At 60.9% G+C, this 22,173-nt stretch carries 18 protein-coding genes; 15 read left to right on the forward strand and 3 right to left on the reverse strand.

All coding sequences use genetic code 11. The features are described 5' to 3' along the window. Nucleotides 1-459: 459 nt before the first annotated feature. A complete protein-coding gene (locus BPHY_RS25995; protein WP_083775916.1) occupies nucleotides 460-1,320 on the forward strand; it encodes a DMT family transporter in 861 nt (286 codons plus the stop codon). A 43-nt stretch (nucleotides 1,321-1,363) separates the two neighbouring features. Here BPHY_RS25995 and BPHY_RS26000 read toward each other — a convergent pair whose 3' ends face one another. Then, nucleotides 1,364-2,611: an MFS transporter gene (locus BPHY_RS26000; RefSeq protein ID WP_052306160.1), complete on the reverse strand. Its 1,248-nt coding sequence runs from the start codon at nucleotides 2,609-2,611 to the stop codon at nucleotides 1,364-1,366. A gap of 216 nt (nucleotides 2,612-2,827) precedes the next feature. Here BPHY_RS26000 and BPHY_RS26005 point away from each other — a divergent pair, with 216 nt between their 5' ends. The 5 genes from BPHY_RS26005 to BPHY_RS26025 all read left to right on the forward strand — a co-directional run bounded on the left by BPHY_RS26005 (nucleotide 2,828) and on the right by BPHY_RS26025 (nucleotide 8,778). Continuing rightward, entirely contained in the window at nucleotides 2,828-3,550 is a 723-nt protein-coding gene (locus tag BPHY_RS26005; RefSeq protein WP_012404437.1) for a GntR family transcriptional regulator, read from the forward strand. A gap of 62 nt (nucleotides 3,551-3,612) precedes the next feature. After that, nucleotides 3,613-4,905: an MFS transporter gene (locus BPHY_RS26010; protein WP_012404438.1), complete on the forward strand. Its 1,293-nt coding sequence runs from the start codon at nucleotides 3,613-3,615 to the stop codon at nucleotides 4,903-4,905. 54 nt (nucleotides 4,906-4,959) lie between these two features. Beyond that, a complete protein-coding gene (locus BPHY_RS26015) occupies nucleotides 4,960-5,832 on the forward strand; it encodes an amidohydrolase family protein (protein ID WP_407671278.1) in 873 nt (290 codons plus the stop codon). A gap of 193 nt (nucleotides 5,833-6,025) precedes the next feature. Beyond that, entirely contained in the window at nucleotides 6,026-7,471 is a 1,446-nt protein-coding gene (locus BPHY_RS26020; protein ID WP_012404440.1) for a DEAD/DEAH box helicase, read from the forward strand. A 179-nt stretch (nucleotides 7,472-7,650) separates the two neighbouring features. Further along, the gene (locus BPHY_RS26025) at nucleotides 7,651-8,778 is read left to right on the forward strand and encodes a YbdK family carboxylate-amine ligase (RefSeq protein ID WP_012404441.1); all 1,128 of its coding nucleotides are present in this window, start codon (nucleotides 7,651-7,653) and stop codon (nucleotides 8,776-8,778) included. A gap of 146 nt (nucleotides 8,779-8,924) precedes the next feature. Here BPHY_RS26025 and BPHY_RS26030 read toward each other — a convergent pair whose 3' ends face one another. Further along, entirely contained in the window at nucleotides 8,925-10,658 is a 1,734-nt protein-coding gene (locus tag BPHY_RS26030) for a DHA2 family efflux MFS transporter permease subunit (RefSeq protein ID WP_012404442.1), read from the reverse strand. Between the two features lie 265 nt (nucleotides 10,659-10,923). Here BPHY_RS26030 and BPHY_RS26035 point away from each other — a divergent pair, with 265 nt between their 5' ends. From BPHY_RS26035 to BPHY_RS26065, 9 genes are all read left to right on the forward strand, one after another. Next, complete coding sequence (locus BPHY_RS26035; RefSeq protein ID WP_012404443.1) at nucleotides 10,924-11,253, forward strand: hypothetical protein; 330 nt, start codon at nucleotides 10,924-10,926, stop codon at nucleotides 11,251-11,253. A gap of 396 nt (nucleotides 11,254-11,649) precedes the next feature. Then, complete coding sequence (locus BPHY_RS26040) at nucleotides 11,650-14,163, forward strand: type VI secretion system Vgr family protein (RefSeq protein ID WP_012404444.1); 2,514 nt, start codon at nucleotides 11,650-11,652, stop codon at nucleotides 14,161-14,163. Nucleotides 14,164-14,165: 2 nt separating this feature from the next. Next, nucleotides 14,166-16,496: a M23 family metallopeptidase gene (locus BPHY_RS26045; protein ID WP_012404445.1), complete on the forward strand. Its 2,331-nt coding sequence runs from the start codon at nucleotides 14,166-14,168 to the stop codon at nucleotides 16,494-16,496. Next, nucleotides 16,480-17,085, forward strand: a complete 606-nt coding sequence (locus tag BPHY_RS41945; RefSeq protein ID WP_157686737.1) for an XAC2610-related protein — start codon at nucleotides 16,480-16,482, stop codon at nucleotides 17,083-17,085. Before BPHY_RS26045 ends, BPHY_RS41945 begins: the two co-directional genes overlap by 17 nt. Nucleotides 17,086-17,180: 95 nt before the next feature. Beyond that, nucleotides 17,181-17,312 (forward strand): hypothetical protein, encoded by a 132-nt coding sequence (locus BPHY_RS43900; protein ID WP_279635026.1) that lies wholly within the window; start codon nucleotides 17,181-17,183, stop codon nucleotides 17,310-17,312. Beyond that, nucleotides 17,290-17,562 (forward strand): PAAR domain-containing protein, encoded by a 273-nt coding sequence (locus BPHY_RS26050; RefSeq protein ID WP_012404446.1) that lies wholly within the window; start codon nucleotides 17,290-17,292, stop codon nucleotides 17,560-17,562. The genes BPHY_RS43900 and BPHY_RS26050 overlap by 23 nt, the downstream gene beginning before the upstream one ends. Before the next feature lie 824 nt (nucleotides 17,563-18,386). Further along, nucleotides 18,387-19,046, forward strand: a complete 660-nt coding sequence (locus BPHY_RS26055; RefSeq protein ID WP_041765409.1) for an alpha/beta hydrolase — start codon at nucleotides 18,387-18,389, stop codon at nucleotides 19,044-19,046. 259 nt (nucleotides 19,047-19,305) lie between these two features. Beyond that, entirely contained in the window at nucleotides 19,306-20,361 is a 1,056-nt protein-coding gene (gene mreB, locus BPHY_RS26060) for a rod shape-determining protein (protein WP_012404449.1), read from the forward strand. 205 nt (nucleotides 20,362-20,566) lie between these two features. After that, complete coding sequence (locus BPHY_RS26065; RefSeq protein ID WP_012404450.1) at nucleotides 20,567-21,349, forward strand: alpha/beta fold hydrolase; 783 nt, start codon at nucleotides 20,567-20,569, stop codon at nucleotides 21,347-21,349. A gap of 15 nt (nucleotides 21,350-21,364) precedes the next feature. On the opposite strand, the gene BPHY_RS26070 is transcribed toward BPHY_RS26065, so the two are convergent. After that, complete coding sequence (locus BPHY_RS26070) at nucleotides 21,365-21,769, reverse strand: hypothetical protein (protein ID WP_012404451.1); 405 nt, start codon at nucleotides 21,767-21,769, stop codon at nucleotides 21,365-21,367. Nucleotides 21,770-22,173 lie beyond the last annotated feature (404 nt).

Below are 22,173 nucleotides of genomic sequence, written 5' to 3' on the forward strand. Positions count from 1 at the left end.
AGAGGCGAGCGCATGGTTCGACACGAGTCGAAGGGTGCTTTTGAGAAAGCAGGCGCATCAGGACTCGATGTTTGATCGGCAACCGTGTGAAGCTTCGCGCTCACACAGCGCCAGGCCAGGCATGATCGTCTATCGATCAAGTCGCGAGAGCGGAAGAAGGTAGAAATGCCGTTCGCAGCGCCGTCGAGTTCGATGTACGGCGCCTGTGCGATAGGGAAGGCGAGGCCCCGACGGGCGGCACGCTTTCAATTTCGGTTGAAGTCTGGCATTGTCGCGGACTCAGGCGAAAACGTTTGATCGAAACCGGCGCTTTGACTCCGGCGACCTCAGCGAGATCGGCCTTCTATCAAATCGATACTAGCGATCTCGGCCACGCGCCGATAAGGGAGGCGCGTGCAGTATCCGCGATATGTCAACCGCTTTTTCGCCGGCTCGAGCGTAGAAGCGGGGATCTTCATCATGGTCCTCACAACCGCAACCTTTGCGGGAAGCGACTCCGTGGTCAAGGTCATCGGTTCTTCGGTGCCGCTGCTCGCGCTGCTCTGGGTCCGATATGTGTTCCAGACGGTCGTGCTCGCGATCTGGCTGATGCGGCGCCCAGTGATTGGGCTTCACGGCGCGCGGCCATTCCGGTTGCAATTGCTGCGAGCCATTCTGCTGCTTCTGAACTCGGCCTCGACCTTTGCGGGGCTGCGCTATCTGCCGCTTCCCGTCACGACTTCGCTGGCGATGTTGGCTCCATTGATCACCACCGTACTGGCCGCAACGCTCCTCGGTGAGAAGGTGGCGAGAAGCAAATGGGCGATGGTCATTCTCGGTTTCATCGGCATGCTGATGGTCGTGCGGCCCGGCGGCGGCCAGTTTTCGTGGGCGGTAGGCTTTCCCATCGCCGCCGCAACGACCTTCGCGTGCTTTCAGGTCGTGTCCAGCAAGTTGTCGAAGACGGGCGACCCGATGATCACCAATTTTCTGACCGCATTGGTGGCGACGCTGATGCTTTCCGCACTCTTGTGGACGGCTCAGGCCACCCTGTTACCCGCGATAAAAAGCGTGCGCTTTGGCAGCTGGCTGCTCGTTCTCGTGATGGCGTCGCTCGCAACGACGGGACACTCGCTGATGCTGCAGGCGCTTCGACGCGCGCCGCTGGCGGTGCTCACACCGTTCGGCTACGCCCAACTGGCGTTTGCCACACTCTTCAGCTGGCTTTTCTTTGGCCAGGTGCCGGACCTATGGATGACGCTTGGCATGCTCGTGATCGCATGTAGCGGGATCGGGACGGTGCTGCTTCACGCACAGGGCCGTGGCGCTGATCCGGATTGATTTGCTGTGGCGGCCGCGCCGCGGCCGCTTCGGAAGGTAACGATTACGGCTGCGCCGCAACTCGCGCACGCTCGCCTGCGCCGCTACGCGCCGCCGCGATCGACATGCCGAGGCCGAGCAATGTCAGGCAGACGACGGGCACCAGCATAGGGGCGCCGGCATTCCCGGCGACCTTGCCGACGTAGGGCATCAGGTTCTGCGCGAAGAATCCGCCAAGATTGCCGATCGAATTTATCGCAGCGATACTGGCTGCAGCGCGCGCACCTGTGAAGTAACGCGGGGGCAACGACCAGAAGCACGGATACAGCAGCGGAATGCAAGCGCCACCGAGCACGAGCGCGGCGAATCGCAGCGGCAGGCCAGGCAGCACCAGACTCAGCGCGAAGCCAATTACGCCGACACCCGCCACCATTGCCATCGCCTTGAGCACAACACCCTGGCGCTTGAGTTTCGCGGGCAGCCACAGCAGAAGCAGCGCGGCGAGCATCCACGGAATCATGTTCAGCAGGCCGTTGAGCGACGAGTGAGAGACGCCCCCGCTTTTGAGCAGCGTCGGCAGCCAGTACGTTACGCCATAAAGCGACGTCGACATCAGCATATATCCGCAGGCGAACATCAACACGCGCTTGTCGACGAGCGCCCGCCACGGATGTTCGGCGGCGGCTTCCGCCGGCGCCTCGCGACGGAGCGCCAAGATCATCAGGTTTCTCTCTTCATTGCTCAGGAACGGTGCGCTTTCGACGGACTCAGGCAAGAAACGCAATGCGACCAGTGCGACGAGGATCGCGGGTGCGCCCGTCGCCACAAATACCCATTGCCAGCCTGCGAGGCCCAGATTGCCGTCGAGTGACAGCAGCAAACCGCCCGCGAGCGAGCCGAGCATGTTGGCAAGTGCGCTGCCGAGCGTGAAGAAGCCGAGCATGCGCGTGCGATGACTCTGCGGGAACCACAGCGTCAGATAGAAAATGACGCCGGGATAAAAACCCGCTTCGGCGACGCCGAGCGCGAACCGGAACACATAGAACAGCTCCATTGAACGCGTGAATGCCATCGCGACCGTAATCGCGCCCCACGTCACCATAATGCGGGCAAGCCACAGGCGCGCGCCGAAGCGATGCAGCGCGAGCGTGCTCGGAATCTCGAACAGCAGATAGCCGATAAAAAAGAGCGATGCCCCGAGGCCGTACGACGCTTCCGACATGCCCAGCGCGTGCACCATTTGCAGCTTTGCAAAGCCGACGTTCTGCCTGTCGATGAAGGCGATCAGGAACATCACGATCAGAAGCGGCATGAGCCGCCAGGCGATTTTCTTTACGACAGCTTGCTCAGCGTGCTGGTTTGGACTCACCACAGGTCTCCTTTACGAATTCATATATATGATTGAGTGAATGTGTGTTGCCGGCAATGGGTACAAACCCCCGTAAAAGCTGTGTTTTGCTAGGGTTAAACCCGATCTCATCCGTCTGCGGTTCATGAAATCATATATATGAATCTACCGGAGACAATGATGCCTGCCGAAGAGCGGTTGCCGCGCTACCAGCGTTTGCGCGATGAAATGGTTGATCTGATCGCCGCCCGCCACTGGAAGCCCGGCGAAGCCATTCCCACTGAGCAGGCGCTCGCCAGAAGCTATGACGTGGCAGTCGGCACGGTCCGCAAGGCCGTCGATCTGCTCGTCGCAGAAGGTTTGCTCGAGCGCTTCCAGGGTAGAGGCACTTTCGTGCGGCGCGCGAGCTTCGACAGTTCGCTGTTTCGCTTCTTCCGCTTCCAGACACGGCAGGGCGAGCGGCGTATTCCCGAAAGCCGCATCTTGCGTCGCGAGGTTGTCGACGCGCCGTCGGCGGTGGCCGCGACGTTGCAGATCTCGAGTAGCGCTCGCGTGATACAGATGTCGCGGCTGCGTCTGATCGACGATGTGCCGATGCTCGCCGAAGAGATATGGCTGCCTTATGTGCGTTTCGCCGCGTTTGCACAAATGGATCTGAGCGAAGTCGGCGACCTGCTGTACCCCGTGTATGAAGCGCGATGCAATCAGGTCGTGGCATCCGCCGTTGAAACGCTGACGGTGGAAGCGATCGACTCGACGCATGCGCGGTTGTTGCGGATCGAACCGGGCACACCCGCCGTGGTGATCGAGCGACTGGCGTTCGGCTACGACAGGCAGCCGCTGGAATGGCGCCGCTCACGCGGGCCCGCCAGCGAGTTCATCTACCAGGCCGAGATTCGATAGCGATCGGTGGCCTTTGGAATCACGTCGTTTCCCATGCAGGAACGGCGCTGCAGGAGACGGCAATGTTCAAGTGGTTCAGTGAGATTTCCGGCAACGAACGCCGGACGTTCTGGGCGTGCTTCGGCGGATGGGCGCTCGATTCGCTCGACGTGCAGATGTTCAGCCTCGTCATTCCGGCGATCATTACCGAATGGTCGATCAGCCGCACCCAGGCGGGGTTCGTTAGCGGTGTCACGCTGGTGGCATCGGCGCTGGGCGGCTGGATTGCAGGTATGTTGTCGGACCGGCTAGGACGCGTGAAGACGCTGCAGTGGACCGTCGCGTTCTTTTCGGTGTTCACGTTCCTGTGCGCGTTCGCGCAGAACTATCCGCAGTTTGTCGTACTGAAGGCGCTACAGGGGTTCGGCTTCGGCGGAGAATGGGCGGCGGGCGCCGTGCTGATGGCCGAAACCATCCGCAACGAGCATCGCGGAAAGGCGATGGGCAGCGTGCAGAGCGCATGGGCCGTTGGCTGGGGCGCAGCCGTCGTGCTCTACGCGCTGATGTTCTCGCTGCTGCCTGGAGAAACTGCGTGGCGCGTGATGTTCGGAATCGGTATCCTTCCTGCACTGCTGATCCTGTACGTGCGACGCGGCGTCCAGGAACCCATCGCGCCGGCACCCGCAGCGCACGACGTGCGGGCGCTGCGGGTGCCGGCAACTGGCGTGATCGGCGGGATCTTTTCGCCGCAAGTGCTGCGCATGACGTTGATCGGTGCACTGCTTGGCGTCGGCGCGCATGGTGGCTACTACGCGTTGATGACGTGGCTGCCGACCTTTCTCAAGAGTGAACGTCACCTCTCCGTGCTGAGTACGGGCGGCTACCTCGCTGTCGTGATCGTCGCATTCTTTTGCGGGTGTCTCGCAAGCGCGCAGCTGCTGGACAGAATCGGCCGCCGCAATACCATTCTCACATTTGCGATCTGCTGCGTGATAACGGTGCTCGCCTATCTGTTCCTTCCGCTCGGCAATACCGCGATGCTGTTCTTTGGTTTTCCGCTGGGTTTCTTTGCCGCGGGCATTCCGGCCAGCATGGGCGCGCTCTTCAACGAACTGTACCCGCGCGGGATGCGTGGCACGGGCGTCGGGTTTTGCTACAACTTCGGCCGCGTCGCGTCCGCAGGATTCCCGGTGCTCGTGGGACATATGTCCGCGAATATGTCGCTTGGAACAGCGATCGGCATCGATGCAGGGCTCGCCTACGCGATCGTCGTGCTGTCCGTGCTGTTGCTGCCGGAGACGCGTGGCCGCGCATTAGGCGACGCCGCTTTCGATACGGATCATAGAGGCATGCTTTCTCACGCAGAAAGGCATTGACGCGCGAGGTATCCGTTTGTATCCGCGCAAGACCGTTGATGAAGGAATGTCATGATGGAGAAGTCGGAGACACGCGCGAGCGATCCGCTGCTTTCGCATAGTCTCGCCCGCATCGCGTCTGTCGATACGCATGCGCATGTATTCGAGCGCGGCCTGCCGCTCGCCCGGCAACGCCGCTATGTGCCCGGCTACGACGCGCCACTCGACGCCTATCTTGCAGAACTGGATGCGCACCGCGTGTCTCGCGGCGTGCTTGTGCAGCCGAGCTTTCTCGGTACTGACTGCAGCTATCTGCTCGATGCGCTGCGTCGCGCGCCGCAGCGCCTGCGCGGCGTCGCAGTCGTCGAGCGAGATTGCGGATTCGACGCGCTGACGGAAATGGCGTACGCAGGCATCGTGGGGATCCGGTTGAATCTGATCGGGCAGGCGGATCTGCCGCTCGAAAACTGGGTGAGCGTGCAAACGCTCAGGCATGTTCGGGAGTTGGGATGGCATGTCGAGGTACATGCGGAAGCAGCCCGGCTACCGGGCATCGTCGAGCAGCTTCTGGAGGCGGGCATGAACGTCGCCGTCGATCATTTTGGCCGGCCCGATCCCGATCTCGGCGTGTGCGCCGCAGGCTTTCATCAACTTCTCGAACTTGCCAGGACGCACTGTGTGTGGGTGAAGATATCGGCGGCGTACAGGAACTGGCCGCATTGCCGCGCGGATGACAGTGCGACGCTAGAGGCGTTTCGGCTTTTGAAAGAGGCCTTTGGCGTGCATCGCCTGATGTGGGGCAGTGACTGGCCCCATACCCAGTTCGAGGTGCACGACCGGTTTGCCGATGCGCTCGAATTGCTGAACGCGCTGCTGCCCGACGGGACGGAGCGTGGCGTGGTGCTGGCCGACACGCCGGCAAGATTCTACGGATTCGATGATGTCTAGCGTGACGCAAGCCATCGAATGTCGCATCGTCCTTCAACGATAAAGTTGATCGAACGGGTGCCCGTTCAACACCGACGCCTCGATTGCCTGCCAGACGAGCGCATGCGATCGACGTCGATTTGCTGGCCATTGGTCTGCGCGGCGCAATCAGGCGGTACCCGCTAGAATTGCGGCTTTAGCCCGGAATTCGCCAATGTCTTTTGCCTCGCTTGGCCTGATCGATCGCTTGCTGCGTAATGTGCAGGACCTCCACTACCAAACACCTACACCGGTGCAGGTCAAGGCGATTCCTGCTGTGCTCGGCGGCAAGGACGTCATGGCGGCAGCACAGACGGGCACGGGCAAAACCGCGGGTTTTGCGTTGCCCCTGTTGCAACGGCTGGTGCAACACGGTCCGGCGGTGTCCAGCAATCGCGTGCGTGTTCTGGTCCTCGTGCCCACGCGCGAACTGGCCGAGCAAGTGCTGCAAAGCTTCGTCGTTTACGGCAAAGGCCTCGACTTACGATTTCTGGCGGCCTACGGCGGTGTCAGTATCAACCCGCAGATGATGAAGTTGCGCAAAGGCGTGGATGTGCTTGTTGCGACGCCGGGCCGTTTGCTCGATCTCAATCGTCAGAACGCAGTGCAGTTCGATCAGGTGCAAACGCTGGTGCTGGATGAAGCCGACCGCATGCTGGATCTGGGCTTTGCGCGCGAACTCAACGCCGTCTTTGCTGCCTTGCCCGCGCAGCGGCAAACGCTGTTGTTCTCTGCGACGTTTTCCGATGATATCCGCGCAATGGCAGCGAACTTTCTGCGTGGCCCGGTCCATATCAGCGTCAGCCCGCCCAACGCCACGGCAAGCAAGATCAGGCAGTGGGTGGTGCCCGTCGACAAAAGGAACAAGCCGGACCTCTTCATGCACCTCGTGGCCGAGAACAACTGGGATCACGCGCTGGTGTTCGTCAAAACACGCACTGGCGTGGATTACCTGGCGGCCATGCTGGACGAAGCGGGCTATGCGGTCGACACGATCCACGGCGACAAGCCGCAACCGGCGCGCCTGCGTGCGCTGGAGCGCTTCAAGGCGGGCCAGGTACACATGCTGGTAGCCACCGATGTGGCTGCACGCGGGCTGGATATCGACCATCTTCCGCTGGTGATCAACGTTGATCTGCCCATCGTGGCGCAAGACTATGTGCACCGTATTGGCCGTACCGGCCGCGCGGGTGCGAGCGGCGTGGCCGTGTCACTTGTATGTGCCGATGAAGCGCCGCAACTGGCCGCGATTGAAGCGCTGATCCGGCAAACGCTGCCCCGTGAAGAGGAGCCCGGTTTTGAAGCCGAACACCGCGTGCCGCAAACCAGCGCGACGGGCCAGATCATCAAGAAACCCAAAAAGCCGAAGAAGCCAAAGGGACTGCAAGCTGCGCCGGGCGACATGCACCTGCCTGGCAAAAAGACTCGACCGAAAAGTGGCGAGAGCAATCGCAAACCTGCGGCGCAGCGCGACGCAGCCGCGGGTAAAGAGACGAGCGTGACCAGCGGTAGCCCATTCAGCGTGCAAAGGCCACGCAGCAAGCCCGCCCGCCAGCCGGTTGCGGCTGCGCGACAACCTGCTGGCAAAGGCGCTGGTGGCCGAGGCAAACGCCAACCCTGATCCGTGCGGTAGCCACCCGAGCGTCGGCTCCGTGCCTCGCGCCCGTCGTTCGTCGTCGGGCGGACGGATCGCCTACGCACGACTATGCACGGAGAGGCCGACGCGTTTGCAGTTTGTAATGTCCATCTGCAGGTCCTATAACAACTCTAATCCGACCGATGCCGCAAACGGGACACCGTATGCTTGCTCCATTCGCTTCATCCGATCCGTTCACGATTGGCATTGAACTCGAAGTTCAGATCGTCAATACGCACGACTACAACCTGACGAAGGCGGCAACGGAATTGCTGAGCGGCGTGAAAGAGCAGAACTTCGTTGGCGCGATCAAGCCGGAGACGACCGAGGGCATGATCGAGTTATCGACAGGCGTATGCCGTGATTTCCAGCAGGCACGCGGCGAATTGCGGATGCTTCGCGACACGCTGGTCGGGGCCGCCGATTTTCTGAACGTCGGCGTGTGCGGCGGCGGGACCAATTTTTTTCAGAACTGGTACGACCAGCGTTCCGATGGCCGAGAGCGTTCGGAATACCTGATGAAATTGTATGGCGCGCTTTATCAGCAATTCACGATATTTGGCCAGCATGTTCACGTGGGTTGCCCTGACCCCGACTCGGCGCTCGTTCTGTTGCATTCGCTTTCGCGCTACGTGCCGCATTTCATCGCACTCGCCGCTTCGTCGCCGTATGTGCAGGGGAGCGATACGCAATTCGAGTGCGCGCGGTTGAATTCCGTCGCTCCATTTCCTTTGTCCGGGCATGCGCCGTTCGTGACGAAGTGGTCCGAGTTGGAGCAGTATTTCGACCGCATGGCGAACACGGGGCTCGTCAACAGTCTGAAGGACTTCTACTGGGATATCCGTCCAAGTCCGGGCTACGGCACGATCGAAGTACGCGTCATGGATACGCCGCTGCGCGTGGAGTGGGCGGCTGCCATTGCGGCGTATATTCAATCGCTTGCGCGTTATCTGCTGATCGACAAACCGCTATGCCTCAGTGAGCGGGATTACGAGGTGTATCGGACCAACCGCTTCATGGCCTGCCGGTTCGGGTTGAACGGCACCTGCGTCGACCCTGAGACCGGGCAGCGCGATACGATAGGTAACCAGATTCTGGCCATGCTGGAAGCCGTCGCCGATCACGCGCGGTCTCTGGGCGGGGAAGAAGGCCTGGAGATGGTAAGGAGTACTGTGACGGAAGGTTTGAGCGATGCCGCGTGGTTGCGCCGCATGTATAGCCAGCATGACTCGTTGCATGAAGTCGGGCGCCAACTGTGCGAGATCTGGCGGGGTGCGCTAAAGCCAAAGTGAAGGTTGGCAGGAGCGGCCCTCACGGTTTCGATTCTCCGCATGAACCACGGGCGAGCGGTGCGCCGGCACGCGCCGGGCCGGCAATCTTGGACACGCGCAGAAGACGCCCGCGCACGTCCGGGCGGCCGCATTCGGGAGAGAAAAGCTCAGTGCGCGCCGGACGAATCGCCCCCGCCCCGAGCGGGCCGCGTGATCCAGATCAGCGGGATGATCAGCACGAAAATGATCGCCGACGCGTAGAAGATGTCGTTGAGCCCCATCATCGCCGCCTGGGTGTTCACGGTGAAATCGAATAGCGCATTCGATGTCGACGGACTCACGTGCAGCAGCTTCTGCGTCGCGTCCGTCTGCTGCGCGAACACCGGGTTGGTTGCGTTGGCCTGTTCGGTCAGGCGCTCGTGATGCAGGATCGTGCGGTTGTTCCAGGCCGTGCCCGCGATCGATGTGCCCACCGCGCCGCAAAACACCCGCACGAAGTTCGACAGGCCGGCAGCAGCGGGCACTTTCGGCCCCGGCTGGCCCGCGAGAATGATGGCCGTCAGCGGCACGAAGAACATCGCCATCGGGATGCCCTGCAGCAGCGTGGGTAAGACCAGATGCCACGTGTCGATTTCGATCACGTAATGCGAGCGCATGAAGAACACGATAGCGAAGCCGGCGAACGCGAGCGTCGCGATGATGCGTGCGTCGGAGCGCGGCAGCACGCGGCCCATCACGGGCGCGAGGATCACGGCGAAAATGCCGAGCGGTGCGGTCGCGAGTCCGGCATCGACGGAACGGTAGTTCAGGTACTCCTGCATCCATTGCGGCAGAAGCACGAGGTTGCCGAAGAACACGCCATACGCGACTGAAATCGCCACCGTGCCGCCGAGAAAGTTGCGTTGCTTGAACAGACGCAGATCGACGACGGGATTCGGCTCCGTCAACTCCCACACGAGGAAGAACGCGAAGCTGATGACGGCCGTGATCGCCAGAGCCACGATCACGGGCGAGCCGAACCAGTCGAGATCCTTGCCCTTGTCGAGCATGATCTGCAGCGACGCGACCCACGTGATCAGCAGGCCGAGCCCGACGACGTCGATAGGCAGCTTGCGCGTCGGCGTTTCGCGCGTGCGGTAGATCATCCACGTGACGCCCGCCGCAAAAATGCCGACCGGAATGTTGATGTAGAAGATCCACGACCAGCTGTAGCTATCCGTAATCCAGCCGCCGAGCGCCGGGCCCGCGATCGGGCCGACGGTCGCCGTCATCGCCCATAGCGCGAGCGCGCTCGACGATTTCTCCTTCGGCCACGAGCTGAGCAGAATTGCCTGCGACAGCGGAATCAGCGGACCGGCGACGACGCCTTGCAGCACGCGTGCAAATAGCAGAACGGGCAGCGACGGCGCGACGCCGCACAGCCAGGACGCGATCACGAAACCGAGAATTGCGCCGACGAACAGCTTGATCTGACCGAAGCGCTGCGTAAACCAGCCTGTCAGCGGAATCGACACGGCATTCGACGCCGCGAACACCGTGATGACCCACGTGCCCTCGTCGACCGACACGCCGAGGTTGCCCGAGATGGTGGGAATCGCCACGTTGGCGATCGAGGTGTCCAGCACGTTCATGAACGTGGCGAGCGCGACGGCGAAGGTCGCGAGCGCGAGCTGGCCGCCTTGCAGCGGCGACGGTTGTGTGGCTTGGGTTTGCACGATATTGACCTGTGTTGCTGTGAGCGTGGGGAAGCAGTCAGGCGGGAGCTTCCTTGACGTGGGGACTTCCGTTCCCCCACCCCACACGGTGCGACGAGGGGAACAGCATACCCCGCCTGCCTCGACCTCGCTGACGAACAATCCGTCTCGTACCGTCATTTCTACGCGGGGACAGGTCATTGTCATTTCCGGTTCTGAATTACGACTGGATAATATGTTCTGGTTGTCAATGACGGACTGGCGTCTTTACGTTGCAGTGCAATCGGCATTCAATCGCCACAGACATTCCACACAATCAAATGGGTTTGAATTCCTATTGATGCTTTTATTGGTCGGTTATTTATTCAATTGGAAAGATCATGAGGAAAAAAGCCGTTGCAGGTGGAACGCCGGGGCGACGACGTGGCCGAGCGGTTTCTGAACCGCTTCAGCGGAAAGGACGTGCACATCAATGCCGTTGAAGTTGCTGAAACCAATCACCGACGCGCGGAGGAAACGCCGCGTTCCGGGCCGCTGGGCGCGTCGCATGGAGGCCGCACACCGGCAGATGGCGAACATGCAGAAGGTTGGTGCGATGGTGCGCGCGATCCGTCGTGGCGGCATGTCCGATGCAGACCTTGCGGCGATGGCCTCGACCATGGAACAGTTGGCGGTCCACTGCGAGGCTGCGGCCCAGGACCATGTGGAGGCAATGCGGCTGGCCGCGCAGGTGTTTGGACGGCAGCAGGAAGCTGGTGAGGATGAGACGAGTGGCGCGTTCTTGCGGTGGCTTCGCCTGTGAGACACTGAGGCGGTCTTTAATTTATCTCAAAAATAGAGGAATCCTATGGATGGCATAGGAGAGATGCTGGGGGATGTAATGGTGGCATGTGCCATTCTGCTCTGTACCGTCGTGCTCGGTGCGATCTTTTTCTGGAAGCGACCGGGAAGCACAAGTGACTTGTCAAAGCGTGGCGAAGAGGAGCAATAAATCACAGGGTGTGATTTTTTTCGTGATGAATGTCACGAAATGAAAAATCTATCCGTCGTGCGTCGAATTGACCATTCTTAAAACTTGTCTGATTGTTATTCCTGAAAAATTGGGGAAAGATACGCGTGGGCCGATGCATTCGCGGACACCGTTGTGCGTTCAACTAATGCACATTGTGGTTCTGAACCTTATCGTATGGAGTGTTGCATGTCATGGCTTGACCAACCCCGCACGCTGGAGATAGTTAGCGCAGGCCTGCCGAAGTGGCAGGATGAATGCCTCTTCACGGTATCGCGCCTGACCGGCACCGAAAAGCTCGGCAGGCTCTACGACTACACCGTGGAGATTGCGACGAAGGACGATATCGGCCTGACCGTGCATGAGGCAAGAGCCATGGTCAAGGTGGACAAACTGGTGGGCAAGCAGGTGACGGTGAAGATCGCTACCGAGGGTAGCGGCACCTACGAGACGGGAACAATCGGCGTGTCCCCGCCGATCAATATCGGCGCAGGCGTGCGCGAGATCACCGGCCTGATCGTCTCGGCGCAGTGCGTCGGCTCGGATACGCGGCGGGCGTTCTACCGCTTAAGGATTCGCCCATGGCTCTTTTTAGCGACCCTTAACCAGGACTCAAGAATCTTCCAGGACCTCACGGTCAAGGAAATCTCCGAAACGATCCTGAAAAAGTATCCGTTTCACTATGAACTGCGCCTGGCCGGCCCCGGCTTCGGACGGCAGTATCCGAAGCGCGACTACCAGCGCATGTATTGGGAGAGCGACTGGGGCTATCTCAATCGCCTGTGGCAGGAATGGGGCATCACGTTCTTCTACGATGGCCCGACGCTCGTGCTGTGCGATTCGACCGCCGCCTACAAGAAGCACGGCCCCGCGTATGCGACGCTACGATACCAGGACCGCGACGGCCAGCGCATCGATGAGGAACATGTATACCAGTTCGAGATCGCACGCGCCCTGACCACGGGCAAGGTCAGCGTCACCGACTACGACTACACGCAGTCGCGCGCGAATCTCGCCGCGAAGGATTCGGACTACCGCGAGCGCGCGAACGACAACATCGAGCACTACGCCTGGGGCGACTACTCGCAGCCGCTGGCCGGGGCGATGGGGACCGCCGCGCAGCCCAATGAGGTGGACTTCGAGGGCGAGCACCTGGCACGCGTGCGGCTGGAAGCAAAACGGGCGAAGAGTCTGCGCGGCAAGGGGCGCGGCAACATGCGCGGGCTGAGGGTGGGCTATACGTTCCACCTGGAAGGCTATCCGCTCGCACCGGGCAATGGCGAATACCTGGTCGTCGCGACGAAGATCGAGATCGTCAACAACGACACGGTGACGAACCGGGGTGCGCTGCAACGTCAGTACACGTGCGACACGCAGTTCACGGTGCAGCCCGCCAATACGTATTTCCGCACGCCGCAGAAGGCGAAAAAACCGCGCTCGCATGGCGAGGTGGCGATTGTGACGGGCTATTCGGATTCAAAAATCTGGACCGACAGGTATGGCCGCGCGAAGGTCTGGTTCCCGTGGGATCGCGAGGGCCAGCAGGACCAGGATTCCAGCTGCTGGGTGCGGGTATCGTCGCCTTGGCAGGGTGCGAACTACGGCGCGATCTACATTCCGCGCGCGGGCCACGAAGTGGTGATCGGGTATCAGGACAATGATCCGGACAAGCCCTATATCGCGGGGCGGCACGTCAACCAGTTCCACGAGCCGCCGTGGCCCCTGCCCGCCAACCAGGCGCTTTCGGGCTGGCTGAGCGAGGACCTGGAGGGGCCAACGACGAACAGCGTTGTCACCGACGATACGCCCGGCAAGCTCCAGGTGCAGGTGGCGAGCGACCACGCGGCCTCGCGCCTGGTGCTGGGCAGCAATACGCGCATCGACCGGCGCAAGGGCCGCAGCGAGGCGCGCGGCGAGGGGTTCGAACTGGCGACGGAGGCGCATGGCGTGGCGCGCGCAAACCGGGGCCTGCTGCTGACGACCGAGACGCGCGCTGGCGCGGGTGTGCCCGTAAAGGACATGGGCGAGACGGTGCAGCGGCTCACGCAGGCGCGCGAACTGCACGAGGACATGGCGCAGTTCGCACAGAAGCACAAGGCGCAGGATTTAACGGTGAGCCAGGGCGACGCAACGGTGGGCATGAAGGCGCAGAACGAGGCCATCAAGGGCGGCGCGAAAAGCACCGCGAACCCGTCGCCGGAGATGACGCGGCCAGACCTCGTGCTGGCGAGCGCGGCGGGTATCGCAGTGACCGCCAGCGAGAGCATGCACCTGGCGAGCCAGAACGATCACGCGATCACGGCGGGCCGGGACGTGAGCATTGCGTCGGGCCGCTCGTGGCTCGCATCGGTGCGCGGTGTCCTCTCGTTCGTGGCAGGGCTCGGCATCCGTCTGTTTGCGGCGAAGGGCAAGGTCGAGATTCAGGCGCAGGGCGACGCGATGGCGCTCGCGGCCCTGAAGGACATCACGATTAGCAGCACGAACGGAAGGATCGTTATCAACTCGGCCAAGGAAGTCTGGCTTGGCGCGGGTGGCTCGTTTATCCAGATCAACGGTAGCGGCATCGTCAACGGCTCGCCGGGACCGATTCTGGAGAAGGGGGCGAAGTGGAGCAAGCAAGGAGCGGACACGCAACATCCGGCACTCCCGCCCATGCCGCAAGGTGAACTGAAAACTACCAACCTCTATTCCAAATCACGCTGACCATGATTATCAGCCCTCCCTTCCTGCCCCAGTCCGGTCTCACTGGCGACGCGGCTGACACCGATACGATGATGACGGCGGTTGAGGCGTTCGAACCAGGGTACCACGGTGTCTATCCGGTGGCGTTTGACCGCCGCTGGCATTGCGGGGTCCACCTTATCCCCGACACCCTCAACGAACCCGTGCGGGCCATCGCCGATGGCGAAGTCGTTGCTTACCGCGTCAGCCAGAATCCGATTTCTGACGGCCATACTGACGACAACGGGCAGGAAGTCCAGAATACCAACACGGGCTTCGTGCTGCTGCGCCATGTCACCGACACGGGCGATGGGCGGACTATCACGTTCTATTCGCTGTACATGAACCTGCTGGATCTTACTGCGCAGAAGCAGCTATACACGCCGCCAGCGAACCCGCCCCAGAACACTTCTCCGACAGGACTGGCGGCATGGTTGCTTGAAGCCGGTGACGCGGTAAAGCCAGGCAACGGCAAGAAGGTCTACCGCAAGGATATGCTAGGCCTCTGGGGGCAGTCACAGGGCCTGCGCCATCTGCACTTTGAAGTCTTCATGACGGAGGAAGATTTCACCGCGTGGTTCGAGCAGTCCGGCCACACGGTGCAACTTGGCGAAAAGAATCCTGTGCAGCCAACATCGAAAGACTGGTGGGGACATGCCTATTACGTCATTCCCGGTTCGGTCGAATTTCTGGACTCGCCGACAGGTGTGACCGACACCGCACATTTTCCAGCGCTGAGCCGCGGGAAGCTGCCGAATAACAGCAGCAAGCTCTACGTCGAAGTGTATTTCCACAAGGGCCAGCGCCTTATGCGTGCATGGCTTGATGAAAACGGCGATGGCAATTGCGTGTTGCTGACACCGAACCCGGTCAAGGACAAGAGCGACGACTACGAATACAACCTTTATGCACGCGCGATGAAGCTCTATCCCGCGTGTCCAAGCGATGGTTACGAGATGCTGCGTTTCGGGCGCATTCTGGCAGATTCTCCTACGCTTACGGTCCAGAACAATGCGACCTGGATAGCCGTGCCGTTTGACGCCAGCGGCGCGCAAGGTTACGTGGACATCAGCAAGACGTCCGTCGTGAAGCTGTCGGACGCGGACTTTCCGTTCTTCACCGGGTGGAAGAAGATTGACAATGAGAACGCTCCGCTCGACGCCAATGGCCTGTTCAGTTACTACAAGTTGCGCCAGCTTGTCGGCGACGCGACGGCGACGGCGTATGAGATCCCCCAGGGCGATCCACAGTTCAGCCTGGACAATCAACTCACTTATTACGTTCAGCGCAACGACAGTGTGCGCGACGGGCTTTCCGGTTTTGTGTGCCATACGCAAAGCGAGTGGGACCCGGCCAATAACGACCAGCGCTATCAGGACCTGAACCTCCCAGACGGTTATTTCGGCAAATGCAAGGACACCGACCCGGATGGCTATGAGAGGTTTATCGGCTTCGTGAAAAAACTTCAGTTCATGGATGACGTGCCCTCACTCGCTGGCGGGAAGAAGTTCTGGTTCTTCCATCCACTCGCGTTTATTCGGCATTTCAGGAGGTGCGGGTGGATGAACAGCCGCGAATTGGCACAGTGTATCCCCCGCAAGATTATTGACGAAACTAAAGATTCCTCGCATCATAAAATCTTTCCTACGGGAGCAATTCCATGGGCTAAAGCTTTACACCGTGCGCAAACTTTCGCGTCGCACTTAAACCCAACGTTGCGAAAATACGGAATCTCGCACAGCGCATTGAGAATGTCTTTTTTCCTGGGAAATGCAATCCAGGAAACGATTTACCTTTCTGCTACTGCAGAGGTAGGTGGAGCACATACTAGCTACGCCCCTTGGTATGGTCGCGGGGTGATTCAATTAACCTTTGAGCCAAATTATACGAAATATGGTGCCTACAGGGGCTGGAGGGCGGCGGCAGCTACATTCCGAGATCAGCTAGAAGTTGATTTGGACGTCGCTTGTGATTCGGCAGGCTTCTATTGGGTCACTTGTGCTAAGGAAGTGCATGCCGCACACAGCATAAACATTGAAGCAGATGTCTTCCCCGTGCTCACAAGAGCGACATTGGGGAATGTCTGCAATAGCTACGACTACCATACAAAATCATGCAGATCCAGCCCTCAAACCATCGATTTTCTTGAGAGTGTCCAATTCGAAAAATCGGCTCGTGCAGTTAACACTGGAAATCCCAATAGCACGGGCCCGATGAATGGGCTTGTACCTAGAACGAATGTGTTCCTCTCCGCTCTCGCGAAACTTACCGATTTTATCGTCGATTATGAAAGCGCATATGCACAAAAAGAATAAGCGACATCAGGCAACTTTGAAAAATAAACTGGCTGTCATCGGCTTTGTTGTTGCTCAATTCATCATTTTTCACAGCGAATTGACATTCGCGGGGGGCGTTGACGCACCACAAATAACGGTGTCAGGGAAGGAGCTTCGCGTTCTGATGGCGGGAAAAAGTCAAGTCATTAAACTGAATCATACCGTTAATCGTGACGATATTCATTGGGAGGATCTTAATTTTGATGGCCACCCAGATTTGAAGGTGCTCTCATCGCGAGGCGCGACTCAAGAATTTTTCGATGTTTACTTATATGTGCCATCGACAGGTAAGTTCATCTATAACAAGCAATTGAGCGAGGTACCGTGTGTTCAGGCGGATGCACAAGCCCGACAAGTTGTTGGGGCTTGCTTTCACGAAAGCGCATGCTCGAATTGGAGCGAACGATATTCAATAGGTAAAAATGAGAGGCTTACCCTGTTGGAGCGAGATGGGACTTATTGCGATACATCAACAGGAGATGCATTTTCGTACGTTGACCGATTCAGTAACGGAAAACGCATATCTTCCAAGGTTAAACCGATAAACAGTGACACTTCGGTGAAGTAGATCGAGCAGCAGCAAAGTGGCTCAAATCCGTAATTCGCGTTCTCGCGGCGAGCGCGAATGCGCCGCTCGTGCAAATTTTATCCACGGAGGAACCAATGACAGATTTCAATCGTCTTGGTGACGCCGCCGACCACGGTTACAAGGTCATCACCGCATCGGACCGCTCAGTGGTCGGAGTGAATGAACCAGAAGGGAAAGATAAGTATGGGCAAGGCACTCGTATGTAACGGCGACGAAACTACCACGGGCGGACACGTGATCGCTACGGCATCGACCATGTTCGACGGCGAGCGGCGCATCGCGCTCGACCGGGAGATGGCGACGTGCGGCAACTGCCCGGGCGAACATCCGATCAAGGGAACAGGAACGGACATGGACGAGGACGGACGCGCGAGCGTACTCGACGGCGACCGGGTGCTGTGCCCGTGCGGCAAGAATCACGTCAAGGCACACCCCGATGCAGGGTGTTCGGCTTGATTGCGGGGCGTGGGACGTGACGGGAAGAAAAGGCAGGAGTGGTGTGCGTCTGTCCCTCGGGGACATGCAGGCGATGGCGCAGGCGCGTGGCGGACGCTGCCTGTCCACCGAATACCGGAATACGCAAACGAAGCTGCGCTGGCAGTGTGGCGAAGGACACATCTGGGAGGCTGCGCCCGCCGGGCTGCGAACCTACGGCTCATGGTGTCCGCAGTGCGCGTTCGACAGGCTGCGGCTGAAGATCGGGGACATGCAGGTCATCGCCCGTGGGCGGGGCGGCGAGTGCCTGTCCGAACGCTATGTGAACAATGAGACGAAACTGCGCTGGCGCTGCGCGAAGGGCCACGAATGGGACGCCAAACCGATGCAAATCCGGCGACGTTCTCCCACGCAGACGTGGCGAGCGCGACGGCGAAAGTCGCGAGCGCGAGCTGGCCGCCTTGCAGCGGCGGCTGCGCGGACGGCGCGGACGGCGGTCCGGCGGGTCGGTTCAGTTCGCTCAAGCGCGTCTCCTTCGGTGAAAGGGCGGCGCGGCGGGTGCGTCCGCGGCTCTGTCGCGCGGCGCAGCAGCCGGGTAAAAAGCCGATGATAGTCGGAAGCGCGCAAAGGCATCGGCAACCTGCGCACGTGCGGGCAGCAAGCGAATCAGAATGGCGTTGTCCAGTGCTACATCGCTTGACCAGCTCACCTGTTGGGCGCCGCTGACGGTCATCAAAAAATTGCCGCACAATCATCGCGTGCGGCGTATGCTGCCGCCTGCGCGTGACACGGCAGCGGCGCAAAGCCCGCAGTGGGCGCCGCGCAACACGAAAGGGATGATGGCGATGGCCTGGGAACAATTCGACAACGGCTGGCGGCTCGCGCCCGCTGACGGACCGGCGACGGCGCTGGTCGTACTGCTGCATGGCGTCGGCAGCAATGCTCAGGATCTCGTGCCGCTCGCGGACATCTGGCGCGAAGCGCTGCCGCAAACGGCGTTTGTCTGCCTCGACGGCAGCGAACCGTTCGATGGCGGCTTTGGCGGACGCCAGTGGTTCAGCTTGCGGGATGTCGACGCGAACAATCGCCCGGACCGCGTCGCGGCCGCGTGGCCTGCGCTGCAGAACATGCTCGACACCGAACTCGCGCACTGGCAGCTCGGCTACCGCCAGCTCGCGCTGGTCGGCTTCTCGCAGGGCTCGATGATGTCGCTGCATCACGTGGCGACGAATCCGCAGGGCGCGGCTGCCGTCGTCGCGTTTTCCGGGCGGCTCGCGTCGCCCGTCACCGCGCACAGCGCCACGCCCGTCACGCTGATCCACGGCGACGCCGACGCCGTCATTCCCGTCGACGAAACCGAACGTGCCGCCATCGCGCTGCACGGCGCGGGCTTCGAGGTCGAAGCCTTCGCGCTGCCGGGCGTCGGCCATACGATTTCCGGCGACGGCGTCGCGCTGGGCCGCGACGCACTCGTGCGCGCTCTTGCGCCGCTTGCCCGCCGCTGATTCATCGCGCATCGATCGTGCATCGATCACGCCAGCCGAGCCGTTTCGACCCGTCGAAACGGCCGCATGCCTTCGGCCGAAGTAAGTGCCCGTAAGGCGGTTTTCGAATTCACCCTCCTAAAGTTCGCCGGGCATTTGCCGATATGCGCTCAAGAGCCGGAAAAACTTTCCGACGCACGAACGCGCCGCTTTATTGCCCCGTACGTTTGACATTTCCGCTGCCGGTGAGGCAGCTCACTTTTCTCAGAAGAGCCTGATCATGGCCAGATCGATTGCGCAGTCATCGCTTTTTGGACGCCTGTTCCGCCAGTCCGTGGCGGTCGATCTCGGCACGGCCAACACGCTGATCTACACCGACGACGGCGGCATCGTGCTCAACGAGCCGTCCGTGGTCTGCTTCGACAAGCAGGACGCGGCGGCGGGACGCAAGCGCGTCGCGCTGGTGGGCAGCGAGGCCAAGCAGATGATCGGCCGCGCGCCCGGTAACCTCGAACCCGTCCGGCCGATGCGTCATGGCGTGATCGCCAATTTTCCAGCCGCCGAGCACATGATCCGGCAGTTCGTGGATATGGCGCGTCCGCGTCCGTTCTTTGCGCGCCGCGCCGCGTTCACGATCTGCGTGCCGTCCAGCGCGACACAGGTCGAGCGCCGCGCGATCCGCGAGGCAGCGGCGGCAGCGGGCGCGTGGAAGGTGAACCTGATCGACGAGTCGCTCGCATCGGCTGTCGGCGCGGGCTTGCCGGTATCGTCGGCGACGGGCTCGATGGTCGTCGACATCGGCGGCGGCACGACGGAAATCGGCGTGATCGCGCTCGGCGGCACCGCGTACAACGGCTCGATCCGCGTCGGCGGCGATCAGTTCGACGCGGCCATCATCAAGCACGTGCGCAACACCTTCGGCGTGCTGATCGGCGAGCAGACAGCGGAACACGTGAAAAAGACGATTGGCTCGGCACTCGCCGTCGTGCCGGCCGAGACCATGCGTGCGACGGGGCGCGGCGTCGACGACGGCCTGCCGCGCACGGTCGAGCTCTCGACGCAGGATGTCGTCGACGCCATTGCCGCGCCGCTGCGCCAGGTGCTCGCCGCCGTGAAGACGGCGCTGGAAAGCGCGCCGCCCGAACTCGTGACGGATATCGCGGACACAGGCATCGTGCTGACGGGCGGCGGTGCGCTGCTCGGCAATCTCGCGCGCTATTTCAGCAACGAACTGTTCCTCGACGTGCGCGTCGCCGACGAGCCGCTGACCTGCGCCGTGCGCGGCGCCGGTGTGGCAGCTAGCGCGGGCCTGCTCGACATGTCGGTCGACGACTGACGCAATCGTTTGACATTGCCTGCGGCATGCAGAACGCTGGCGCCTCACTCGCGCGACGCCATGCAATGCCCGGCATCGCCATGTGAGAATGAAGCCTTTGCGGCGCGCATTTCATGGATAATGCGCGCCTTTTCATTTGCGTCTTTCAGTGACTCAGACTCCCGCCGCGTCCGTGCTTTCCATCGAATTGCCCAACGGCTTGCGCATGCCGTATGTCGAACAGGGCGATGGTCAACTGTTGCTCTTCGTGCATGGTTCGCTGTGCGATTACCGCTACTGGGAGCCGCAAGTCGCGGGTTTGTCGAAGCGTTACCGCTGCGTCGCCGTCAGTCTCACGCATTACTGGCCCGCAACGGATACGCCGCCTTCCGTTCCGTTCAGCTGGAGCAATCACGCGGATGAACTCGCGCAGTTCATCGAGCGCTTCGGGGCCGGGCCGGCGCATGTCGTCGGTCATTCGCGTGGCGGTTGTGTCGCGTATCACTTTGCGCGGCGTCATGGGCGGCATGTGAAGACGCTGACGCTCGCCGATCCGGGCGGGCCGTTGCAGATCGACGGGCGCGTGCCCGCGGGTTTGCCCGAGACGGTGAATGCGCTGCGCGCGCGTGCCGTGCAATTGATCGAAGCAGGCGAGGTCGACGCGGGCTTGCAGCTATTCGTCGATTCCGTGAGCCGTCCGGGTTTCTGGTCGAAGAGCACGCCGGGTTTCCGGCGCATCGCGACCGACAACGCGCACACGCTCGCGCGCCAGTTCCGTGATCCGTTGCCAGCTTACAGGCCTGAAAGCGCGTCGGATGTGAAGTGCCCCGTGCTGCTGGTCGACGGCGAGAAGAGCCCGCTGATGTTCCGGCGCGCGGCGCAAGCGCTCGCGGCATGGCTGCCGGACGCGCGTCGCGAAACGGTGCTGGGTGCGTCGCATGGAATGAATCTCGCGCATCCCGCCGCTTTCAACCGTTTCGTCGACGCGTTCATTCAAGGTTCGCGTTGAAAGTCTTTTGACCTGTCAGTCTTTTGCGTGCGCGTCGATGTCGAGCGCGCGCTCGGCCGGTTCGCCCACGAGCCCGCAGTAGTACAGATGCACGCCGATCGCAAGCGAGTCGTGGCGAATTTCGTTGAACGCCTTCCATGCCTTCTGCGGTTCCTTGAACACCAGATAGTGCGCTTCTTGCGACACGAGACGCGCAACCTGATGCAGGCCGTGTCCGTGCAGACGGTCGACAAGCTCGTCGAGGCTGCGGTGGGTGCGTGCGTCGGTGCGCGGATACAGCATGTGCAGAACGGCGACCTTTTCCGTAGCCAGCGCCGCCGACATCGCGAGCACGATGTCCTGATGGTTCAAGGCCGTGACGACGATGTCCTCGGCTTCATCTTCGGTCGCGGGAAAGAGCGTGTCGATGTTCATGTTCATTTTGTATGTTCCTGTGTCTGACTTTTAAAAAAGACCCGCCGTTGTGCGGCGGGTCCAAGACAGCAATGTGTTTGCAGGGGAAGCTAAACACGAACCCAGTATGTCAGACGCGATCGCGTTTGACGTCCCGGCCGGCAGCAAAACATTGTTGCAGCGGATGCGCTTGCTTTCATTTGTCTGTCGATGAAAAGGCTTGTGCACCCGTCGAGTATTGCTTGGTACGAGATGGATTGTTGCGCGTGAGCGATGCAATCAAATGCGTTGTGCGCCTTAGAATGCTGACGGCAGCCGGGGTGCGGCAGAACGCGCAGTAGTTGGTGCATGAACGTTGCATTCATCGCGCAGCGCCGCTCCTGAGCTCACGTGTTTTGCGTGTCTCCAGCAATGCAATGTCGAAAGGAATC

The organism is Paraburkholderia phymatum STM815, from assembly GCF_000020045.1.
In the GTDB taxonomy this organism is placed as follows: domain Bacteria; phylum Pseudomonadota; class Gammaproteobacteria; order Burkholderiales; family Burkholderiaceae; genus Paraburkholderia; species Paraburkholderia phymatum.

What these genes read in the sequence shown, in the direction of transcription:
- BPHY_RS25995 (WP_083775916.1), top strand. Translation starts at nt 460, where the DNA reads ATGGTCCTCACAACCGCAACCTTTGCGGGAAGCGACTCCGTGGTCAAG.
- BPHY_RS26000 (WP_052306160.1), bottom strand. Translation starts at nt 2,611, where the DNA reads ATGCCGCTTCTGATCGTGATGTTCCTGATCGCCTTCATCGACAGGCAG.
- BPHY_RS26005 (WP_012404437.1), top strand. Translation starts at nt 2,828, where the DNA reads ATGCCTGCCGAAGAGCGGTTGCCGCGCTACCAGCGTTTGCGCGATGAA.
- BPHY_RS26010 (WP_012404438.1), top strand. Translation starts at nt 3,613, where the DNA reads ATGTTCAAGTGGTTCAGTGAGATTTCCGGCAACGAACGCCGGACGTTC.
- BPHY_RS26015 (WP_407671278.1), top strand. Translation starts at nt 4,960, where the DNA reads ATGGAGAAGTCGGAGACACGCGCGAGCGATCCGCTGCTTTCGCATAGT.
- BPHY_RS26020 (WP_012404440.1), top strand. Translation starts at nt 6,026, where the DNA reads ATGTCTTTTGCCTCGCTTGGCCTGATCGATCGCTTGCTGCGTAATGTG.
- BPHY_RS26025 (WP_012404441.1), top strand. Translation starts at nt 7,651, where the DNA reads ATGCTTGCTCCATTCGCTTCATCCGATCCGTTCACGATTGGCATTGAA.
- BPHY_RS26030 (WP_012404442.1), bottom strand. Translation starts at nt 10,658, where the DNA reads ATGACAATGACCTGTCCCCGCGTAGAAATGACGGTACGAGACGGATTG.
- BPHY_RS26035 (WP_012404443.1), top strand. Translation starts at nt 10,924, where the DNA reads ATGCCGTTGAAGTTGCTGAAACCAATCACCGACGCGCGGAGGAAACGC.
- BPHY_RS26040 (WP_012404444.1), top strand. Translation starts at nt 11,650, where the DNA reads ATGTCATGGCTTGACCAACCCCGCACGCTGGAGATAGTTAGCGCAGGC.
- BPHY_RS26045 (WP_012404445.1), top strand. Translation starts at nt 14,166, where the DNA reads ATGATTATCAGCCCTCCCTTCCTGCCCCAGTCCGGTCTCACTGGCGAC.
- BPHY_RS41945 (WP_157686737.1), top strand. Translation starts at nt 16,480, where the DNA reads ATGCACAAAAAGAATAAGCGACATCAGGCAACTTTGAAAAATAAACTG.
- BPHY_RS43900 (WP_279635026.1), top strand. Translation starts at nt 17,181, where the DNA reads ATGACAGATTTCAATCGTCTTGGTGACGCCGCCGACCACGGTTACAAG.
- BPHY_RS26050 (WP_012404446.1), top strand. Translation starts at nt 17,290, where the DNA reads ATGGGCAAGGCACTCGTATGTAACGGCGACGAAACTACCACGGGCGGA.
- BPHY_RS26055 (WP_041765409.1), top strand. Translation starts at nt 18,387, where the DNA reads ATGGCCTGGGAACAATTCGACAACGGCTGGCGGCTCGCGCCCGCTGAC.
- mreB (WP_012404449.1), top strand. Translation starts at nt 19,306, where the DNA reads ATGGCCAGATCGATTGCGCAGTCATCGCTTTTTGGACGCCTGTTCCGC.
- BPHY_RS26065 (WP_012404450.1), top strand. Translation starts at nt 20,567, where the DNA reads ATGCCGTATGTCGAACAGGGCGATGGTCAACTGTTGCTCTTCGTGCAT.
- BPHY_RS26070 (WP_012404451.1), bottom strand. Translation starts at nt 21,769, where the DNA reads ATGAACATGAACATCGACACGCTCTTTCCCGCGACCGAAGATGAAGCC.